This window comes from Methylomonas fluvii, from assembly GCF_014850975.1.
Taxonomy (GTDB): domain Bacteria; phylum Pseudomonadota; class Gammaproteobacteria; order Methylococcales; family Methylomonadaceae; genus Methylomonas; species Methylomonas fluvii.
The window spans coordinates 1,327,931-1,347,654 of sequence record NZ_JACXST010000002.1 but is presented as its reverse complement, the minus strand read 5'-3'; the positions used below and the strand labels follow the sequence as shown (position 1 = coordinate 1,347,654).

The following is a 19,724-nucleotide window of genomic DNA, read 5'->3' as shown; positions in this document are numbered from 1 at the left end:
CCTTCACTTGTAATACCTCGGTACTTACTGACCCACTATAAAACACAGAGCTAAGCGTAGACTAGATGTAGCTTTTTACCAGCACTTCGGCTATTTGCACACTGTTAAGCGCAGCACCTTTTCTGACGTTATCACTAACTACCCATAGATCTATGCCGGTCGGATGGGAAATATCCTCGCGGATTCTGCCGACAAATACATCGTCGTTGCCCGACGATTCCGTCACCGCCGTCGGATAGCCGCCGTTCTCACGTTCGTCCAATAATGTTACGCCGGGAGCAGACGCCAACAGCTCGCGAACCTGCTCAGCAGAAATCTTGGTTTTAGTCTCAATATGCACGGCCTCGGAATGTCCAAAAAACACCGGCACCCGCACCGCTGTGGGATTGACCAGAATATCGGGGTCGCCCAGAATTTTTCGAGTTTCCCAGACCATTTTCATCTCTTCCTTGGTGTAGCCGTTATCCATGAAGACATCGATTTGCGGCAACACGTTGAAAGCAATTTGCTTTGGATACACGCTAGGCTCGACCGGTTTGGCATTCAACAAATTCGCGGTTTGCGTGGCCAATTCTTCAATCGCTTCCTTGCCAGTCCCGGAAACGGCTTGATAGGTAGCGACGTTGATGCGGCTGATACCTGCCGCATCGTAGATCGGCTTCAAGGCCACCAACATCTGGATGGTTGAGCAATTGGGGTTAGCGATAATGCCGCGATTTTTGTAATCGGCGACTTTTTCCGGATTGACTTCCGGCACCACCAGCGGAATGTCGTCGTCGTAGCGAAATTGCGAGGTATTGTCGATGACCACACAGCCGGCTGCGGCCGCTTTGGGCGCATATTCCGCAGACACTGACGCGCCGGGAGAAAACAAGCCGATCTGCACTTTCGAAAAATCAAAGGTCGCCAAATCTTCCACCACCAACGAGCCGCCTTTAAACGGGATACGTTTGCCGGCCGAGCGCTCACTGGCCAGGGCATACACTTTGCCGACCGGAAAGTTGCGTTCTTCCAAAATGGAAATCATGGTTTCGCCGACCGCGCCAGTGGCGCCGACGACTGCTACATCATAAGTTTTAGACATATTGCTTATCCTTTTAAGGCGTTAAGAACAGCATCGCCCATGCCGGAAGTGCTGACTTTGGTCATGCCTTCCGAATAAATGTCCGCGGTTCTGACTTTACTGTCCAATGCGCTGTTCACCGCGCGTTCGATACGCTCGGCGGCATCCGGCTGGTTAAAGGTGTAACGCAACATCATCGCCACCGACAAAATCGTCGCCAATGGATTGGCGATACCTTGCCCGGCGATGTCCGGCGCGGAACCGTGAATCGGTTCATACATGCCCTTGGCGTTGGCATCCAAGGAAGCCGACGGCAGCATGCCGATGGAGCCAGTCAGCATCGCCGCGATGTCGGACAAAATGTCGCCGAACATATTGCTGGTCACAATCACATCGAACTGCTTCGGCGCCCGTACCAGTTGCATCGCGGCGTTGTCGACGTACATATGGCTCAACTGTACATCGGGATAGTCCTTACCCACTTCGGTCATCACGCTACGCCACAGTTCGGTGACTTCCAACACATTGGCTTTATCCACCGAACACAGTTTTTTGTGGCGTTTTTGGGCAATTTTGAACGCGGAATGGGCGATACGACGGATTTCCGATTCACTGTAAATCTTGGTATTGATGCCGACTTTTTCGCCATTTTCCGCCACATGCACGCCGCGCGGTTGGCCGAAATAAATGCCGCCGGTCAATTCACGAACGATCATGAGGTCCAGACCCGACACTACTTCCGGTTTCAAAGTCGAAGCTTCGACCAGTTGTGGATATAAAATAGCCGGGCGTAGATTGGAGAACAGATTTAACTCGGAACGAATGCCCAATAAGCCACGCTCCGGTCGCACTGCATGTGCCAGAGGCTCCCACTTAGGGCCGCCGACAGCACCCAGCAGCACCGCATCAGCGTTTTTGCATAGATTCAATGTGGTTTGCGGCAGGGGAGTGCCGAAAGCGTCATAAGCCGCGCCGCCAATCAAGGCGTTCTCGAATACCAACCCCAGATTCATATCGGTATTTAGAAAGCTTAGTACTTTGATCGCTTCGGCGACAATTTCCGGTCCGATGCCGTCGCCGGCCAGGACTGCTATTTTTTTGGGCATTTTTTTACCTTTCAATGGAGCTTACGCGTCTTTGAACAACCACGGGGCGCGTTTGGCGCGCTCAGCTTCATAGGTTTTAATTTTGTCGGCGTGTTGCAGCGACAGGGCAATATCGTCCAAACCATTCATCAGACGGAAACGGCGGTTCTCATCCACACTAAATACGATGCTTTGACCGCTAGGTGTAGTGATGGTTTGCGCCTGCAAATCGATGGTTAACTGATAGCCATCGACGACTTCCTGGAACAACAAATCGACAGTTTCAGCTGGCAACACGATAGGCAAAATGCCGTTCTTGAAGCAGTTGTTAAAGAAAATATCGGCAAAGCTCGGCGCAATAATGGCCCGGAAACCGTAATCTTCCAGCGCCCAAGGCGCATGTTCACGCGAAGAACCGCAGCCAAAGTTTTCACGGGTCAACAGGATTTGTGCGCCTTGGTATTGGGCTTGGTTCAGCACGAAGTCTTTGTTCAAAGGCCGGTTAGTGCAATCCATTTCCGGCTCGCCTCTATCCAGATAGCGCCATTCGTCGAACAGATACGGGCCGAAACCCGCGCGACGGATCGATTTCAAAAATTGCTTGGGAATAATCGCATCGGTATCGATGTTGGCTCTGTCCAGCGGCGCAACCAACGCAGTCAAAGTAGTAAAAGCTTTCATGCAACGTCCTCCGCAACGTTAACAAAATGACCGGCAATCGCTGCTGCAGCGGCCATGGCCGGGCTGACTAAATGGGTGCGACCACCGTAGCCTTGTCGGCCTTCAAAATTACGATTAGAGGTCGACGCGCAATGCTCGCCCGCTTCCAGGCGGTCGGCGTTCATCGCCAGGCACATGGAGCAACCGGGATCACGCCATTCGAAATCGGCGGCAGTGAAGATTTTGTCCAGGCCTTCTGCTTCGGCTTGTTGTTTGATCAAGCCTGAGCCAGGCACGATCAAGACTTGTTTCACCGATGCGGCTTTTTTCCGGCCTTTGATTACAGCTGCGGCTGCACGCAAGTCTTCGATCCGTGAATTGGTGCAAGAACCGATAAAGACTTTGTCCAGTTTGATGTCGGTAATTTTTTGACCGGCTTGCAAGCCCATGTATTGCAACGCCCGCTCAATGCTTTGGCGTTTGACCGGATCGGCTTCTTGCGCTGGATCAGGCACATTGGCATCGACTGCCACCACCATCTCCGGTGAAGTGCCCCAGCTGACTTGCGGTTTGATGCCGGCGGCATCAATATTGATGACTTTGTCGAATAAATCACCGCTGTAGCTGTCGGAACGCAGGTTTTGCCAATAACGTACCGCCATGTTCCAATCGTCGCCTTTGGGCGCATAGGGACGGCCTTGGTAATAATCGATAGTAGTGTCGTCGACCGCGATCAAGCCGGCGCGAGCGCCCGCTTCGATGGCCATGTTGCAGACCGTCATCCGGCCTTCCATGGACAAAGACCAAATCGCGTCGCCACCGAATTCGATGGTGTAACCATTGCCGCCGGCGGTACCGATTTGGCCGATGATCGCCAACACGATGTCTTTGGCGGTAACGCCCGCACCGGTTTTGCCGTTGACTTTGATCAACATGTTTTTAGCTTTTTTCTGCACCAGGCATTGTGTTGCCAACGCATGCTCCACTTCCGAGGTGCCGATACCGAACGCCAAGGCCGCGGAAGCACCATGCGTAGAGGTATGCGAGTCGCCACAGACGATGGTCATGCCGGGCAAAGTGGCGCCTTGTTCGGGGCCGATCACGTGCACGATACCTTGGCGAATATCGGCCATATCGAATTCAGTAATGCCGAATTCTTTGCAGTTGTTTTCCAGTGTTTCCACTTGTAATTTTGAAACCGGATCAGCGATGCCTTTTTCGCGATCAGTGGTTGGCACGTTGTGGTCGGCCACCGCCAGATTACGGGCAATCCGCCAAGGTTGGCGGCCAGACAGGCGCAAGCCGTCGAAAGCTTGCGGCGAAGTCACTTCGTGCAGCAACTGCCGGTCGATGTAGATCAGGCAAGAGCCGTCGTCTTCGGTATGGACGACGTGGTCGTCCCAGAGTTTGTCGTATAAGGTTTTACCAGCCATTTGGGTTTCTCTACTGTAGGGTACGCATCGCGTACCGAAAGCTAAAAGGTACGCATTGCGTACCCTACTAATTTTTTATGCCAACACCGCGAACACTTTGTCGGTAATGTCTTGCACCGAGCCGACGCCGGCAATCGATGCGAATTTGGCCTTTTGATCGGCCGCCGAATAGAAACCGACCAGTGGTTTGGTTTGTTCGTGATAAACGCTCAGGCGTTTACGTACCGTGTCTTCTTGGTCGTCGTCGCGTTGAATTAACGGCTCGCCGGTTACATCGTCGATACCTTGCTGTTTCGGCGGATTGAAAACCACGTGGTAGCTACGGCCGGAAGCCGGATGCACACGGCGGCCGCTCATGCGTTTGATGATTTCCTCGTCGTCCACGGCGATTTCGATCACATGGTCCAGTTCCACGCCCATGTTAGCCAAGCCTTCAGCCTGAGCAATCGTGCGCGGGAAGCCGTCCAGTAAGAAGCCATTTTTACAATCGTCCTGAGCGATACGCTCTTTAATCAGCCCTAAAATGATCTCGTCGGACACCAGTCCACCGGCATCCATGACTTTTTTGGCTGCTATACCCAGCGGGGTGCCTTCGCGGACGGCGGCACGCAGCATGTCGCCGGTAGAAATTTGCGGAATCGCGAACTTCTCGGTGATGAACTGGGCTTGGGTGCCTTTACCCGAACCGGGACTGCCTAACAGGATAATGCGCATATCAATCACTCCAGTGTATGAATCAGGCTGGTTGCCTTGCTATATAAAGAGAGCCGGCTCAAGCGCATCAGTTCGTGAGCCTGGCGGAAAAATTCGGCATTTTATCGCACTTGCCCTATGAATGCCGTCAAATCTTGTCTAGTCGAGGGCTTAGGGAGTTGCGAATCTAGCTGGCGATGTTTGCTTGGCTGTGAGCGCTGAGCAGGGCGAACTCGGCGAGACTGATCGACTCCGCTCGCAGATTGGCATCGATTCCTAGGTCGACGATCTGTTGCTCAGTGATGAAGTTTTTCAGCGAATTGCGGATGGTTTTCCGGCGCTGCGAAAACGCGTGCGTCACCAATTGGCTAAAGCTTTTCAGATCAGGAATCTCAACCGGTGGCTGCGCATGCGGCGTCAGCCGAACAATGGCCGACATCACTTGCGGAATCGGATCGAAGCTTTCCGGCGGCACGTCGAACAGCAATTCGGTTTCGCAGTAATATTGCATCATCACGCTCAACCTGCCGTATTTCTTGCTGCCCGGCTCGGCGCAAATCCGCTCCACTACTTCTTTTTGCAGCATGAACAGCATGTCTTCCACGCAATCGGTGGTTTCCAATAGATGAAACATTAGCGGCGTGGAAATGTTGTAAGGCAGATTACCGATGATGCGCAGTTTCTCGCCGGCTTGTGCCAGCGCGGCAAAATCGAACTTCAAAGCATCGGCGCTATGCACGGTTAAGTTGCTGTGGCCGACAAACTGCTTTTGCAGACGACTGACTAAATCTCGATCCAGTTCAACGACATCGAGTTTAGCGCCGGACTCCAATAAAGGTTGGGTCAACGCACCCAGCCCGGGGCCGATCTCCACCCAATGTTCGCCAGTCTGCGGATGAGCACTGGCTAGAATGTTGTAAATAATGCTGTGATCGTGCAGAAAGTTCTGGCCGAAGCGTTTGCGGGCGGTGTGGGTCATGATGATAAGTTTTTTGTATTTAATCGGAATCCACTGGCTGTTGGTCTTCCCAGTATACGTTCAATGCGATTGGGGCGACTTCTCGCCAGCGGGGATATTGGTCCAAATCGCCAACTTGGTCGGTGTCCAGAATGGCTGAGGCTAGTGCCGCATACATTCGATAATCGGGTTCAGCTAAACGGCTTTGCGCGGTTGCCAATAGAGTATCGAAAGACCAGCTAACGTGCATAAAACCGGTTTGTAGCAAGGTCTTCAAGCGGCCCAATGCGGCCTGGTCGTCACGTTGCTGTAATCTGGCGATCAAGCCCAAATAAAGTGCTGCTTCGGCGCCGACTTGTTCGGCGTGGCCGGCGTTGAGTTGCCAGGCTTGCTTTGCCAATGTTTCGGCTTCTATCAGTTGATTTTGTATCAACTTGAAACAGGCGAAATTACCTGCGTTGTTGGCGTTTTTTGGGTCGAGTTCCAAGGCTTTACGGTACAGCCGTTCGGCTTCGTTGTAATCCTTGCGGATAGCCGCTATGAAAATTGCGAAATTGCCGGTGTTTTTAGCGCTATTCGGATCGAGTTCCAAGGCTTTACGGTACAGGCGTTCGGCCTCGTCGTAATTCTTGCGGACATCATCCATGAATACGGCGAAATTGCCGGTCAGTTCTACACTGTCGGGGAATTGCGCCAAGCCGTCGCGGTAAATCCTCTCACGTTCTTCAGGGTTTTGTGTCTGACGGGCTTTGAGTTCCCAATCCCACCAGCTGTTGAGCTGCTGGCGGGCAACGCTGTCTTGCATCGCTTGTTTGACGGCCAAGGTTTCCGGTGAGGTGTCGGTCGTGGAGTCATCCAGCCGTTTCTGAATCGCTTCCACTTGGTTTTGATAATGCTCGGCGCGCTCGTTGGCCCTTTGTCTAACCGCATCGGCCAAAAACTGGAACTTAAGTTTGTCGTTTAATTGCAACATGAATTCGTCGAAACCCAGTACTGGAACCAAAGCGCCGCGATGTTGCGAAACCAGTGAACGAATTCGCTCGTTGGGCAAACCGTCATCTTTGCGGTAGCACCAGAATATGCCGCCTGGGATAGTTTCTGGAGGCATGGCTTGCAAAAAATCCATCAGGCTGCCGTCGTTTCCGCCGTAGCCGAGCACGATGGGAGTGTGGTGGGAAAACAGGGCAGTCAAGGCCTTTTTCCAGCTTTCCGCCAAGTGGTTGACGCCGTCACTGTCGTTGATGGGCGCAAGCAGCAAGTCGCGATGGATTTTGGCGATCAGCGGTCGGCGCAGACGGGTGCGAACGAAGCCGGCCAACGATTCGTGGCCGCAAACCAAAGGGTAAGAACGGGTGTAAATAGATAAGGCATCGGCCACCAAATTGTCGAAGTTGGTGGTAATTACTACTTTATGTCGGGTTTGATCGAGGATGTTGGCCAACACCGAATAGCCGAAACTGGGTTCTTTGTCGGCCATTACAGTTTCCAGGTCGGCGTAGCCTTCGTCTGGGTCGCGGCGGAATCGACGTTCATAGATTTGCGGATAGAACTCAGCTTTGCGGGCATAATCGAAATCTTCGATCTGCAAATTGTAGGCTGTGGCCCAATCGGCAAGAGCGCTTTGTCCGTCGGCTCTTTGATGAAGTTCTTCAAGCCATTTTTGCACCAGTTCACCGCCGGCCGGAATCCTGGAGGCACGCGACGCTCCGGCGCCTAGGATAAAGGCGAACGAGCGGTCAGGCATTTGTTCGTGAATACGCATGAACTGCGCTAGAAATCCTTGGGTACTCCATTGTTCCGGTTCTTGAATGTTTTCGCTCACTGCTATTTTCCTTTATTCTTTTCCGTGCAGCATATCCAGCGCAGTTTGCAACGCAAACTGCAAGCTGCCGAGGTTGGCTTTGCCGGTGCCGGCCAGTTCCAATGCGGTGCCGTGGTCGACCGAGGTACGGACGATAGGTAAACCCAGGGTGATATTCACGGCTTGGCCGAAGCCTTTGTATTTCAATACCGGCAGGCCTTGGTCGTGATACATCGCTAACACAGCGTCGGCGGTTTCCAAGTATTTTGGGGTAAACAGGGTGTCGGCAGGTAGCGGGCCATACAGGTTGATACCTTCGCAACGCAGACTTTCCAGTGTTGGTTCGATGATGTCGATTTCTTCTCGCCCGAGATGGCCGCTTTCGCCTGCATGCGGATTGAGGCCGCAGACCAGGATTTTCGGTTGGGCTATCGCAAAGCGTTGCTTCAAATCACGGTCCAGCAACCGGATAACGGTCGCCAATGCATCCGGGGTGATGGCGGCGCTTACCTCCGACAACGGCAAATGCGTGGTCGCCAACGCGACGCGCAGGCCCGGTGTCGCCAACATCATGACCGGGGTGCCGCCGGTCAGTTCGGCGATAAACTCGGTGTGGCCGCTGAACGGAATCCCGGCGTCGTTGATCACGCCTTTGTGGACTGGGCCGGTCACCATTGCGGCAAATGCGCCGCTCATGCAGCCCAAGCTGGCTTGGCGGATGGTTTCCAGAACATAAGGGCTATTGTTTGGATTCAGGCGTCCGCAAACGGCTGGTTCGTTTAGGCTGATGGGCAGCACGGTTAGGGTGCCGGCTTGTTGTTTGTTAACAGCTTGATCGATGTCGAAAAGTTGAATTGCCAGTGGCAGACCCAGCTGCTCCGCCCTTTGTTGCAATAGTTCCGGATCGGCAATGGCAACGAGTTGACAAACCTGTTCCTGCTGCGCCAGTTGTATGCATAAATCCGGGCCAATGCCGGTCGGTTCGCCTGGCGTCAAGGCGATGCGAGGAATGGCCATATTAACTCCCAAATCTATTCGATAAAGCCAGCAGTATATGCCGGTCCGGGATCTGTTTAACGCCTATCTGAGCATTGCACTGATAGCTAGACAGGGTTGTGTTCCTGGCAAATTTGCTCGCTATCGTCTGTGCTGAGCTTTTCCTGGGTCAGTTGGCAGAAAAATCCGCCGTCTTTTTCGCTGAAATTGCGGCAGGTTTTGCATACACCAAATGATTGCGACTGATTCGCCTTTTGCAGCGCGGTAAGGGCTTGTTGGAACACATTGGCGTCTGACGGCGGCGAATCGCTGCTTTGCAGGATGGCCGTAGCCCCGTGGAATAAATCAGACGGTCGCGCCTGTTTAAGTATGGCCGCACCGTCCGGCAGCAGCTGTAAATGCACCACGCGCTTGTCGTTGGCATCCGGCGTTTTACCGATGTAGCCCTTCTTTTCCAGAATAATCAGTGATTGCGAAACGGTGCCGCGAGTCATTCCCAGATAATTGGCGACAGCCGCAGGGGTGTTGCTATATTTATTGCAGCGTGAAAGGTAATTGAGCACTTGGAAGTGTACCGGCTGCAAGCCCAGTTCCGTACATTTTTTCCGCTCTTCGGAGCGGATCAATGTGGTCATGCACTCAATAAGTTCGTAAATATCAGTTTGTTGCATAAATTGCATTCTCATCGTGACCCACTAGGTTGACAAGGCGATAGTTTAAGGAGTAAATTGATAGCGAATCGAAACTTTACTTTATAACATCGGCCTGGAGTCAACAAGCTGTTATTTTACCATGCTAAATCGGGTGTCTGTTCGTCCTGGTCTTTTATGGTTTAATGCACCAAGTTGGCTCTTTTTTTTAACTTGCGGGTGGCAGGAATTTTAAATGAAAAATACTCTAAAAATGCTGAATAAGTCCCTACTGGCGAGTTCCATCGCCATGCTGTTGTCATCCGGAGTGGCGATGGCAAAATCCGACGATTTCCATAAGCTCTACCAAGACAATTGTGCGAGCTGTCACGGTTCCGACCATGGCGGTTATTTGGCGCCAGCACTGAACTCGGCGACCTTGAAAGGCCGCAGCCCCACCGCATTGCGTACCATCGTGATGGCTGGTAGCTTCGACACCTTGATGCCTCCGTTCTACGGCAAGCTTGATGACGACCAAATTCGCGGCGTGATCAAACATCTGCAAGAAACGCCAAAACAACCCAACCCGGCTTGGACCATCGACGACATGAAAAAGTCGTTGAAAGTCTATGTCAAAGATGAAAGTACATTACCTGCCAAGCCAACTTTCCAAATCGACGATAAATTCGAAAACCTGATCGGTGTGGCGGCGCGCGGCAAATACGGCCGTGGCGAAGGTTCTAAAGCTATCTTTATTAATAGCTCCACCCATCAAAAAGTCGGCGAAGTACCGACCGGCACTGCCGCACATATTATCGATTTCAATCCGGCCAATCCGCGTTGGGCCTATGTAAAAACCGATACCGCCGAGATTTTTAAAGTTGATTTATATTCCATGCAAGCGGTGCGCAGCATCAAAACCGGCTGGAACGGCCCGGGCATGGGTGTATCGCGCGACGGGAAATACATCATGGCGGGTTCTTTCGTCCCACATAACGCCGTGATTCTGAATGCCGATACGTTGGAGCCACTAAAAACCTTCGAACTGGAAGGCACTGATCCGGACGGTAAACATGTTTCCTCCGACTCAGGCATGATCATTGGCACCCCTTATGCGGATATTTTCGCGATTGCATTGGAAAATGCCGGTCAGGTTTGGGTCATCGATTTAAACAAAGAAGGTTTTCCGGTTACCCGGATCGAGAACGTCGGCCGACATTTGCATGACGCCTTCCTGACTCACGGCGGCAAAAAATTGATGATCGCGTCTTACGACGACAGCATCGTCGCTGCCATCGATCTGGAAAAACGCGAAATCATCAAAAAATTGGAAGCCGGTTGCGTACCGCACGTCGGTGGCGGTTCTGCGGTTAAAGTGGATGGCCGTACTTTGGGCTTCGGCACCAACTTCGGCGATTGCGATAAAACCGTGGTCAGCGTTTGGGACCTGGACAAAATGGAAGTCGTCAAACAAGTACCGGTTTCCGGCGGCACCGAATCACCGGCTGCACATGCCAACGCACCTTATGTGGCGGTTGACATCATCAGCAAGGATAGACGCGCCCGTACTGTACAGTTGATCGACAAGAAAACCCTGGAAGTAGCTAGAACGCTGGATGTCGGCGGTCACGCTTACTTCCCTGAATACAGCGCCGACGGTAAATTCCTGTATATCAGCGCCGGTTACAACGGTGACGAAGTGGTGGTGTACGATTCCAACACCTTGCAAAAAGTCGCAACCGTGCCGATGGAAAGCCCGGCGGGCATCTTCTCGCGCGGCCGGGTTAAATACATGACCCGCGGCTTGTCGCCCGACGAAATGGAGCAATCAAAATGAAGATGACTCATTTTATCGTGTCGTTACTGGCGGGGGTGTTGGCCGCCGGTAGCGCGCAGGCTACCAGTTTGTATGTCGGTCAAGCCAAGGCTGGCGCGGTGTGTGCACAATGCCACGGCATCCGGATGCCCAGCGCCGATGCGCCGTTTCCTCCTTTGGGTGGACGTGATCCCGAGTATTTGAAAACCGCGATCAAACAATACCGCGACAAGACTCGGAAATCCGACATCATGAATGCGATCGCCGGTTCGCTGACCGATGCCGAAATCAACGACATCGCCACGTATTACGGCAGCGTCAAGCCCTAGGCAATGCGCTATTGTTGGCTGTTTATCGGCTTAATATCATCCTGTGTCTTTGCGGAGCAACCCAAGCCGCAAAGGCAGCAGGAGCTGTTAAATATGCTTAAGCACGATTGCGGTTCCTGTCACGGCCTGCCGCCGAAAGGCGGCTTGGGGCCATCGTTGATGCCGGATGCGTTGGCTGATAAAAGTGATGCTTTGTTGATCGATGCAATCCAGAATGGTCGAGCCGGTACGGCGATGCCGCCGTGGAAGAATTTTCTCAATATTGATGAAACTAACTGGCTAATTCAACGCCTACGGCAAAATTAGACTCGTTTAGCGTGCAAAAGGGTACTTTAAAACGTTGGATCGACGATAAGAGGTATGGTTTTATTACTCCCGACGATGGCGGTGATGATGTGTTTTTGCATATTTCGTCCTTGAAAGGTGCAACCCGAAGGCCGGTTGAAAGTGACATAGTTTATTTCGATGTAATCATCGATCTGACAGGTCAAAGAAGAGCCGTCGGCGTTACTATCGAAGGGATGAAAAGCGTATTCTCGGAACGGCGGCTCGTGAATTTGGCCCCGCTAGCTCCGCGAAAAAATGCGATTAAATCCCAACCTAATAAGACGAGTGCTTATAGGCATAGAAGTAGTAACTATCGATCAGTATTTGGTGCTGTTTTTATTGCCGTACTTGTCGTTGGTCTTGCGGTGAATAAATTTAAAAGTCGTGAGGCTCTACTTCTTGGCCGCCTCCGGCCACCGAGGTTAGCTATCGGGCACAAAAACAGCCTGAAATACAATTTTCTACGAAATTTACATGTGAAGGTAAAACGCGATGTACGCAAATGACTTCATGTGAAGAAGCTATGTTTTATTTGAATAATTGTCCTGGTAGCGTGACGGATGGTGATGATGACGGGCGGCCTTGCGAAGATCAATGGTGCGGGCATTATTAATTTCTCTTGGCGTCCATATGAACCGATTAATTCGTAAAATAATCATTGCTGTCTCGTTATTGTGGGTTTGCGAAGTCAGTGCCGAGTTGCGCCCCACCGGCGATCTCGGCGTAGTGATCGAGCGGGAGACCGGCAGCATCCAGATCGTCAACACCACGAAACCCGCGTCGCTGAGCCGTATCGAAGGCTTGGGCGATTTATCGCATGCTTCCGTCGTGTTCTCACGCGATCAGCGCTTCGCCTATGTGTTCGGCCGTGACGGTGGGTTGACCAAGATCGATTTACTCCAGGATAAAATCGACAAGCGCGTCATTCAGGCCGGCAATAGTATCGGCGGGGCGATTTCTCAAGACGGCAAATTAATCGCCGTATCGAACTATACGCCGGGCGGCGTAAAGATTTTTTCGGCGGATACGCTGGAGCAACTGGCCGAGATTCCGGCAGTTTATGGCGAAGACAATAAATTATCCAAAGTCGTCGGTTTGGTGGATGCGCCGGGCCAACGCTTCGTTTGCAGCCTGTTCGAAGGCAACGAAATTTGGTTGATTGACGCTAAAAATCCGCGTCAACCTGTGGTGAAAAAATTTAAAGACATCGGCAAACAACCTTACGACGCCTTACTGACACCGGATGGTCATTACTACGCCGCTGGGTTGTTTGGTGAAAAAGGTTTGGCTTTGCTGGATTTGTGGCAGCCGGAAAAAGGCGTCGAGCATATTCTGGAAGACTACGGCAAAGATGACGAACAAATGCCGGTTTATAAAATGCCGCACCTGGAAGGCTGGACCGTAGCCGGCGATTGGCTATTGGTGCCGGCTGTCGGCTTGCATGAAGTGTTGGTGATCGATACGCGCGAGTGGGAGCTGGTCAAACGCATTCCGGTGGCCGGGCAGCCGGTGTTTGTTACCTCGCGGCCGGATGGGCGGCAAGTCTGGGTGAATTTCGCCTTCCCGGATAATCAGACCGTGCAAGTGATCGATTTGAAAGATTTTAATGTGCTTAAAACGCTGCAACCCGGCAAGGCCGTGCTGCATATGGAATTCAGTCCGCGCGGCGAATCGGTGTGGCTGGCGGTGCGCGACGAGGATCGGATGATGGTTTACGACACCGAAACTTTTCAAGAGACGGCCCGTCTGCCGGCGCAAAAACCCAGCGGGATTTTCTTCACTGATCGCGCCAATCGCATAGGTTGGTAACATGCTAGCACCCTTGCACAAACGCTTGCTCAACGACTACCAACAGGATTTTCCGTTGAGTCCGACGCCCTACCGCGATATTGCCGAACAGCTTGGTGTCAGCGAGGATGAGGTGTTAAATGCGTTTCAAACATTATCCGAGCAGCAGATGATCAGCCGCATCGGTCCAGTTATCGCGCCCAATAGCATTGGTAATAGCGCGCTGGTGGCGATGGCGGTGCCGGAATTTGATTTGCCAAGGGTTGCCGAATTGGTCAGCGCTTATCCGGAAGTCAATCATAACTACGAACGCGAAAATCGTTTCAATTTATGGTTTGTGTTGATTGCCGATAGCGAAATCCATCTTAAAGCCGTTATTGCGGATATCGAGTCCCAAACCGGCTATCCCGCCATGTTGCTGCCAATGCTGGCCGACTATTTCATCAACCTGGGATTTGAGCTAAATCTGCATGATTGACGCTATCGACTATCAACTGATTGCCGCCGTGCAAACCGGTTTGCCGATTGCGGCGAGGCCTTATGCGGCAATAGCGGAGCAATTGGCGATAGCCGAGCAAGACGTGATAGAGCGTTTGGCCCGCTTGAAGACCCTGGGATTAATCAAGCGTTGGGGCGTAGTCGTCAAGCATCGTCAACTCGGCTACCGGGCTAATGCGATGATTGTGATGGATGTGCCAGACGACCGGGTGGCTCGGGTGGGGGCTTTGATCAGCCAACAGGCTTGTGTGAATCTGTGTTATCAACGCCCGCGCCAAGGCGAAATCTGGCCGTATAACCTGTATTGCATGATTCATGGCAAGACCCGAGACGTGGTGTTGGAACAATGGGCCGAACTGCGGCATGCCTGTAATCTATGCGAGTATCCATTCGAAGTATTGTTTAGCCGGCGTTGTTTTAAACAGCGTGGCGCTCTATATGCTCGCCCTATTGCCAATGGCGATGGGGCCGTTCCCTGTATTGCCGGAGAGAGCAGGGCTGAGGAGATTAAAAACAAACAGTCTTTTGGTATGCACGCCTAAACATGGACGCCATAGACAAAGCTATTATCAACCGCCTGCAACAAGGCTTCCCAATTTGCGCAGCACCCTATCAACGAGTTGCCGAGGAATTGGGGCTTGTTGAAGCAGAGTTGCTCTCAAGATTACAAACCATGCTGGCCGACGGCGTCCTGTCACGCTTTGGGCCTATGTATCATGCCGAACAAATGGGTGGGGCTCTGACTTTGGCAGCGCTGAAAGTACCCGGCGAACGTTTTGACGAAGTCACTGAAATCGTCAACAGCTTCCCTGAAGTGGCGCATAACTATGCCCGCAATCATTTATTAAATATGTGGTTTGTGCTGGCTACCGAACAACCCGAGCAAGTGGCGACGGTGATCGCGGAAATCGAGCGTCGAACTGGTCTGCGAGTCTTCAATATGCCAAAGATCAGCGAATACTATGTTGGTTTGCAATTGGAAGCCTAATGCCAATCGATGAGATAGACCGGAAAATTATCCAGGCCACCCAGGCCGGTTTGCCCTTGGTTAGCGAGCCGTACCAAGCTGTTGCCGAGCAACTGGGCTTGTCTGCTCAAACCGTGATGTTGCACCTGGCCGAAATGCAACAGACCGGGGTGGTCCGCCGCATTGCTGCGGTGCCCAATCATTACAAACTGGGTTACCGCTTTAACGGTATGACAGTGTGGGATGTCGAAGATGGCTATGTCGACGAACTGGGACAAAAAGTGGCTATGCTGCCGTTTGTCAGTCATTGCTATCAGCGCCCCCGGCACTTGCCTGAGTGGTCCTATAACCTGTTCGCCATGGTGCACGGCAAGACCGAACAGGATGCCAGCGAGCAAGTGGCTATCATTGCCGAACTATTGGGTGCGCAAGCACGCAGCCATGAGGTGTTGTACAGCACTAAAATTCTAAAAAAAACCGGTTTAAGAATCGGAGGATAAAGCATGTTCAGATTGAGCCAATATATGCGCGAACTGCTGCATCCAACCCCGCTGACGGCGCCGCGCAAACCCGCCGGGCCGGTAGTGATTTGGAACTTGATCCGCCGCTGCAATTTAACCTGCAAACACTGCTATACCACTTCCGCCGACATCAATTTCCCCGGCGAATTGAGCACTCCGGAAATTTACACGGTGATGGATGACCTGAAGGCGTTTAAAGTCCCTGTGTTGATTCTGTCCGGCGGCGAGCCGCTGCTGCATCCGGATATTTTTGCCATCTCGCAGCGCGCTCGCGACATGGGATTTTATGTGGCCTTGTCCAGTAATGGCACCTTAATCAATCCATCTAACATCAAGCAAATTGCCGCCATCGACTACCAATATATCGGCGTTAGCCTGGATGGTATTGGTCAGACCCATGACACGTTCCGCCAGAAGCAAGGTTCGTTCGAGGCATCGCTGGCCGGTATTCGTTTATGCCGTGAACACGACATTAAAGCCGGCGTCAGGTTCACGCTGACCCAAGATAATGCCCACGATTTCGAAGGTTTGTTGCAATTAATGGATGACGAAGACATCGACAAATTCTATCTGTCGCATTTGAATTACGGTGGCCGCGGCAACAAAAACCGTAAAGACGACGCCGAGTTTCAGTTGACCCGCGAGGTTATGGACAGTTTGTTCGAAAAGTCGTTAAGTTGGGAACAGCAAGGCTTACACCGCGAAGTGGTGACCGGCAACAACGATGCGGATGCCGTATATTTTCTACATTGGGTCAAGCGGCGCTTTCCTGAGCGCGCGGAGCACATCCGCACCAAGCTGAAGCAATGGGGCGGCAACGCCTCGGGCGTCAACGTAGCCAATATCGATAATCTCGGTAATGTCCATCCGGATACGTTCTGGTGGCATTACGGCTTGGGTAATGTGCGTAAACGACCTTTTTCCGAAATCTGGATGGATGTTAATGATCCGCTGATGACCGGATTGAAAACGTCGCCACGGCCGCTGAAAGGGCGCTGTGGTGAATGCCATTATCAAAGCATCTGCAACGGCAATACGCGTGTTCGCGCCCAGCAAATGACGGGCGATTTTTGGGCCGAGGATCCGGGCTGTTATCTGCTGGACGAAGAAATTTTTGCTTAGATGGGCTTGAGTTTCGTTAGGCTTGACCTTGGCGCATCAATGCGCACGGGATGCTCCACAGCAATTTAGCCGAAGCTTGATCCGAAAAATCGGCATCCAATCGAGTTAAAGAGGCTTTTTTGATAACAATGTTCTCGGGAGCCACGCCTAGTAGCCGGGAAATGGTAGTCGAAAAGTCCGGTTCGTGGCCGACCAGCCAAACGTCCTCCAGGCCCTGCTCTGCTAGTTTGCTAAGTTCGGTGATTATATTGGGGCTAGATGTGTCGATTGCCAACCAATTAACGGTTTGCGGGGCTGGACTGCCAGGCAGGCGCTGGTTGAGGATTCTTGCGGTCTGTTGGGCGCGTAACAGCGGACTGCAATAAATCGATCCCGGAATTAAGCCGTTGGCCAAACAAAATGCAGCGACGCGTTTTACCTGCTTTTCACCTTTATCGATTAAGGCTCTGTCCGCGTCGGGCGTCGATACGCCGCCAACTTCTGCGGTAGCGTGTCTGAGGAAGGTGATAAGCATGGTACGTCTCCTGGTCGGGCGAATCTTTAGGCTATCGACACATTTGGACTTTCGGCGAAGCAATAGGGGCTGTTGCCGTTTTACATGGGCAACCAAATGAAAGCGCAGGCCAAAGCGACGACACTTTCAAAATTGCGTTTCAATTTGTCATATCACGTTGCGATGGCTCTGAAATGTTTCAGTCGCGCAAATACATTTTCAACGAGGTGGCGATATTTGTAGAGACACCAGTCCATTTCGTCATTCCCGATGGTTGAGTTCTGTTTTCTAGGAATGCTAGGCACACTCCCTTTGTCTCGAATTTGAATACGTAAAGACTCACTGTCATAGCCTTTGTCAGCAATCATGTGGGTAGCCAAAGGGAGTTTAGCCACCAATTCCGGCGCTTCTTTACAGTCGTGCACCTCGCCCCCCGTCACCGAGAAATGAATGGGCAGCCCGCAAGCATCAACGACCATATGGATTTTGGTGGTGTTACCCGCGACGGATTTTCCGATGGCTGTTTCCTGCTCATGGGCCGCGCCACTACTATGTTGATGAGCCTTCACAATACTGCCGTCGATAAATGCCCATTCCAAATCCGGTTCCACCACCAGTCCCCGAAAGATACCCATCAACTTTTCCTGAAGCGACCAAGCGTTGAATCGTTTATACACGGCATTCCATTTGCCAAGCGTTATAGGTAAGTCTCGCCAGGGGCAGCCTACTCGCAAGCGATAAAAAATCCCCTCTACCGTTTGTCTTAGCGAAGGCTTGTCATAAATCCCCAGGCTCAACATGATGGCTTTGAATTTATTCCAGTATTCATCCGTAAACAACTGTCGTGGCATCGCTTGAGTATCGGTTGATTGAAAAACTCAAGCATTTGGGCAAATCAGTTCGTTTTCAAGGCTATCAGCCCAAAACGGCAACAGCCCCTAGAGTGAGTTGTAAAGTTCCAGCTAAATTTAGCGCAAATAATTGCGTAGTTGTTGCGTCTTTAGGGCTTTAACCGCTAGCCTGGGAAATATAGTTGATAATTCTTGACTGAATTACTGGGTATAGTCATAATCATCCAGTCTTTCAATTGCTTATAGAGTTTTATATGTCCGATCCTATTGTTTTTACCGACAGTGCCGCGCAAAAAGTAGCGGGTTTAATTCAGGAAGAGGGTAACGATAATCTTAAGCTCAGAGTCTATATCAGCGGTGGCGGCTGTTCCGGATTTCAGTATGGTTTTACCTTTGACGAAGAGGTGAATGACGACGATACGCAAATCCTCAAAGACGGTGTGACGGTACTGATCGATTCGATGAGTATTCAGTACCTTAGCGGTGCCGAAATCGATTACAAGGAGGACTTGTCTGGTGCGCAATTCGTGATTCGCAATCCAAATGCGACCACTACCTGCGGTTGCGGCTCGTCTTTCTCAGCTTAAGCCGTTTTTACCCGGATAAATCCCACCTAAAACCACGGGCGTAGCTGCGCCCGTGACGCTGCATAGATTTCCCGGCAAATTGTTCAGGGTTTGCCGTGCCAGCCAGGCAAAAGCAATCGCTTCGACATGGTCCGGGGCGATTCCCCATTCCGCTGTCGAAGTTACAGACATATCGAGACTTTTCCGTAATAGCTTCATCAATTGCCTGTTATGCGCTCCGCCGCCGCAAATCAAAGTTTGCAAGGTATTTGGCGCATATTGGCGAATGGCGTCGGCGATAGTATCGGCGCTGAATTGGCAGAGTGTGGCTTGAATATCCTCGGGCTCAAGGTTTGGAAATAAGCTGAGCTTCTGCTGTAACCATGCAGGCGAAAAATATTCCTTGCCAGTGCTTTTCGGCGGAGCTACTCGGAAATAATCGTCGTCCTTTAAAGTATCTAGAAGGGCAGTATGTGGGGTGCCCTTCGCTGCCCAGTCGCCGTTGCAGTCATAAGGCTGGTTGCAATGTTTTTGACACCATAAGTCCATTAAACCATTGCCGGGGCCGGTATCGAAGCCGATGACCGGTTTATCGTTTAACACCGTTATGTTGGCGATGCCGCCAATATTAACGATGACTCTGGCTTGTGCTGCATCGCTAAAAACCGCTTGATGAAAGGCTGGAACCAACGGGGCTCCTTGGCCGCCAACGGCAATGTCGCGGCGACGAAAATCGGCGACAGTGGTGAGGCCTGTGATTTCGGCGATGCGATTCGGGTCTCCGATTTGCAGAGAAAAGCCATTGCCGGTCTCCGGGGCGTGATAAACGGTTTGGCCGTGACTACCGACAGCTTTGATTGCGCTCGCTGGGATCTGAGCGTTACTTAATAAAGTCAGCGTGGTTTCGCCGAATAAACGACCGATCTGGCTATCTAGCGAGCCGTAATCTGTTAACAAAACAGGCTGATTCGCTTGACTAAGCTTGTGAATTTTTTGCCGGAGTTCGGCGGAAAAGGGTTGGTAATGGAATGCGACAAGTTGTATTTTGCCGTCGCTAAAATCTACAAGACCAGCATCGATACCATCGACGCTGGTCCCTGACATTAAGCCTATATAAAGCTCGGACAC

23 protein-coding genes and 1 pseudogene are annotated in these 19,724 nt (G+C 51.8%); 12 read left to right on the top strand and 12 right to left on the bottom strand.

The annotated features are described in order from the left end of the window. Nucleotides 1-61: 61 nt before the first annotated feature. From EBB_RS15640 to EBB_RS15600, 9 genes are all read right to left on the bottom strand, one after another. Entirely contained in the window at nt 62-1,084 is a 1,023-nt protein-coding gene (locus tag EBB_RS15640) for an aspartate-semialdehyde dehydrogenase (protein WP_192394682.1), read from the bottom strand. A gap of 5 nt (nt 1,085-1,089) precedes the next feature. Then, on the bottom strand, nt 1,090-2,169 hold the full coding sequence (gene leuB / locus EBB_RS15635; protein WP_192394681.1) for a 3-isopropylmalate dehydrogenase: 1,080 nt from the start codon (nt 2,167-2,169) through the stop codon (nt 1,090-1,092). 21 nt (nt 2,170-2,190) lie between these two features. After that, nucleotides 2,191-2,829, bottom strand: a complete 639-nt coding sequence (leuD, locus tag EBB_RS15630) for a 3-isopropylmalate dehydratase small subunit (protein WP_192394680.1) — start codon at nt 2,827-2,829, stop codon at nt 2,191-2,193. Beyond that, a complete protein-coding gene (leuC, locus tag EBB_RS15625; protein ID WP_192394679.1) occupies nt 2,826-4,241 on the bottom strand; it encodes a 3-isopropylmalate dehydratase large subunit in 1,416 nt (471 codons plus the stop codon). The genes leuD and leuC overlap by 4 nt, the downstream gene beginning before the upstream one ends. A gap of 75 nt (nt 4,242-4,316) precedes the next feature. After that, nucleotides 4,317-4,955, bottom strand: a complete 639-nt coding sequence (gene adk, locus EBB_RS15620; RefSeq protein ID WP_192394678.1) for an adenylate kinase — start codon at nt 4,953-4,955, stop codon at nt 4,317-4,319. A gap of 166 nt (nt 4,956-5,121) precedes the next feature. Next, the gene (gene rsmA, locus EBB_RS15615) at nt 5,122-5,913 is read right to left on the bottom strand and encodes a 16S rRNA (adenine(1518)-N(6)/adenine(1519)-N(6))-dimethyltransferase RsmA (RefSeq protein ID WP_192394677.1); all 792 of its coding nucleotides are present in this window, start codon (nt 5,911-5,913) and stop codon (nt 5,122-5,124) included. Nucleotides 5,914-5,932: 19 nt separating this feature from the next. Then, nucleotides 5,933-7,714, bottom strand: coding sequence for an SIR2 family protein (locus EBB_RS26720; RefSeq protein ID WP_192394676.1), 1,782 nt, complete (start codon nt 7,712-7,714; stop codon nt 5,933-5,935). A 12-nt stretch (nt 7,715-7,726) separates the two neighbouring features. Continuing rightward, nucleotides 7,727-8,710 carry a 4-hydroxythreonine-4-phosphate dehydrogenase PdxA gene (gene pdxA / locus EBB_RS15605; protein ID WP_192394675.1) on the bottom strand — a complete coding sequence of 328 codons (984 nt, stop codon included), beginning with the start codon at nt 8,708-8,710 and terminating at the stop codon, nt 7,727-7,729. Between the two features lie 86 nt (nt 8,711-8,796). Then, the gene (locus EBB_RS15600; protein WP_082879783.1) at nt 8,797-9,369 is read right to left on the bottom strand and encodes a MarR family winged helix-turn-helix transcriptional regulator; all 573 of its coding nucleotides are present in this window, start codon (nt 9,367-9,369) and stop codon (nt 8,797-8,799) included. 205 nt (nt 9,370-9,574) lie between these two features. Here EBB_RS15600 and EBB_RS15595 point away from each other — a divergent pair, with 205 nt between their 5' ends. The 11 genes from EBB_RS15595 (at nt 9,575) to nirJ (ending at nt 16,686) form a co-directional block, all read left to right on the top strand. After that, entirely contained in the window at nt 9,575-11,155 is a 1,581-nt protein-coding gene (locus EBB_RS15595) for a nitrite reductase (protein WP_192394674.1), read from the top strand. Beyond that, nucleotides 11,152-11,463: a c-type cytochrome gene (locus tag EBB_RS15590; RefSeq protein WP_192394673.1), complete on the top strand. Its 312-nt coding sequence runs from the start codon at nt 11,152-11,154 to the stop codon at nt 11,461-11,463. The genes EBB_RS15595 and EBB_RS15590 overlap by 4 nt, the downstream gene beginning before the upstream one ends. A gap of 93 nt (nt 11,464-11,556) precedes the next feature. Continuing rightward, entirely contained in the window at nt 11,557-11,769 is a 213-nt protein-coding gene (locus EBB_RS15585; protein WP_225587465.1) for a c-type cytochrome, read from the top strand. 11 nt (nt 11,770-11,780) lie between these two features. Beyond that, nucleotides 11,781-12,296: a cold shock domain-containing protein gene (locus EBB_RS15580; protein ID WP_192394671.1), complete on the top strand. Its 516-nt coding sequence runs from the start codon at nt 11,781-11,783 to the stop codon at nt 12,294-12,296. After that, the gene (locus tag EBB_RS15575; protein ID WP_192394670.1) at nt 12,293-12,403 is read left to right on the top strand and encodes an excalibur calcium-binding domain-containing protein; all 111 of its coding nucleotides are present in this window, start codon (nt 12,293-12,295) and stop codon (nt 12,401-12,403) included. The genes EBB_RS15580 and EBB_RS15575 overlap by 4 nt, the downstream gene beginning before the upstream one ends. A 17-nt stretch (nt 12,404-12,420) precedes the next feature. Next, nucleotides 12,421-13,599: a cytochrome D1 domain-containing protein gene (locus EBB_RS15570; RefSeq protein WP_192394669.1), complete on the top strand. Its 1,179-nt coding sequence runs from the start codon at nt 12,421-12,423 to the stop codon at nt 13,597-13,599. Between the two features lies 1 nt (nt 13,600). Further along, complete coding sequence (locus EBB_RS15565) at nt 13,601-14,056, top strand: Lrp/AsnC family transcriptional regulator (protein WP_192394668.1); 456 nt, start codon at nt 13,601-13,603, stop codon at nt 14,054-14,056. Further along, the gene (gene ahbB, locus EBB_RS15560; RefSeq protein ID WP_192394667.1) at nt 14,049-14,618 is read left to right on the top strand and encodes a siroheme decarboxylase subunit beta; all 570 of its coding nucleotides are present in this window, start codon (nt 14,049-14,051) and stop codon (nt 14,616-14,618) included. The genes EBB_RS15565 and ahbB (EBB_RS15560) overlap by 8 nt, the downstream gene beginning before the upstream one ends. 2 nt (nt 14,619-14,620) lie before the next feature. Next, nucleotides 14,621-15,064, top strand: a complete 444-nt coding sequence (locus EBB_RS15555) for an Lrp/AsnC family transcriptional regulator (protein ID WP_192394666.1) — start codon at nt 14,621-14,623, stop codon at nt 15,062-15,064. Beyond that, on the top strand, nt 15,064-15,543 hold the full coding sequence (gene ahbB / locus EBB_RS15550; RefSeq protein ID WP_192394665.1) for a siroheme decarboxylase subunit beta: 480 nt from the start codon (nt 15,064-15,066) through the stop codon (nt 15,541-15,543). Before EBB_RS15555 ends, ahbB (EBB_RS15550) begins: the two co-directional genes overlap by 1 nt. A gap of 3 nt (nt 15,544-15,546) precedes the next feature. Beyond that, nucleotides 15,547-16,686 (top strand): heme d1 biosynthesis radical SAM protein NirJ, encoded by a 1,140-nt coding sequence (gene nirJ / locus EBB_RS15545; RefSeq protein ID WP_192394664.1) that lies wholly within the window; start codon nt 15,547-15,549, stop codon nt 16,684-16,686. A 16-nt stretch (nt 16,687-16,702) separates the two neighbouring features. On the opposite strand, the gene EBB_RS15540 is transcribed toward nirJ, so the two are convergent. Continuing rightward, nucleotides 16,703-17,200: a SixA phosphatase family protein gene (locus EBB_RS15540; RefSeq protein ID WP_192394663.1), complete on the bottom strand. Its 498-nt coding sequence runs from the start codon at nt 17,198-17,200 to the stop codon at nt 16,703-16,705. An 80-nt stretch (nt 17,201-17,280) separates the two neighbouring features. Then, nucleotides 17,281-18,030, bottom strand: a pseudogene (locus EBB_RS15535) (IS5 family transposase). Between the two features lie 254 nt (nt 18,031-18,284). On the opposite strand from EBB_RS15535, the gene erpA reads away from it, so the two are divergent. Continuing rightward, nucleotides 18,285-18,617, top strand: coding sequence for an iron-sulfur cluster insertion protein ErpA (gene erpA, locus EBB_RS15530; protein ID WP_033159303.1), 333 nt, complete (start codon nt 18,285-18,287; stop codon nt 18,615-18,617). Here erpA and EBB_RS15525 read toward each other — a convergent pair. After that, complete coding sequence (locus tag EBB_RS15525; RefSeq protein ID WP_192395049.1) at nt 18,609-19,724, bottom strand: anhydro-N-acetylmuramic acid kinase; 1,116 nt, start codon at nt 19,722-19,724, stop codon at nt 18,609-18,611. The genes erpA and EBB_RS15525 overlap by 9 nt on opposite strands.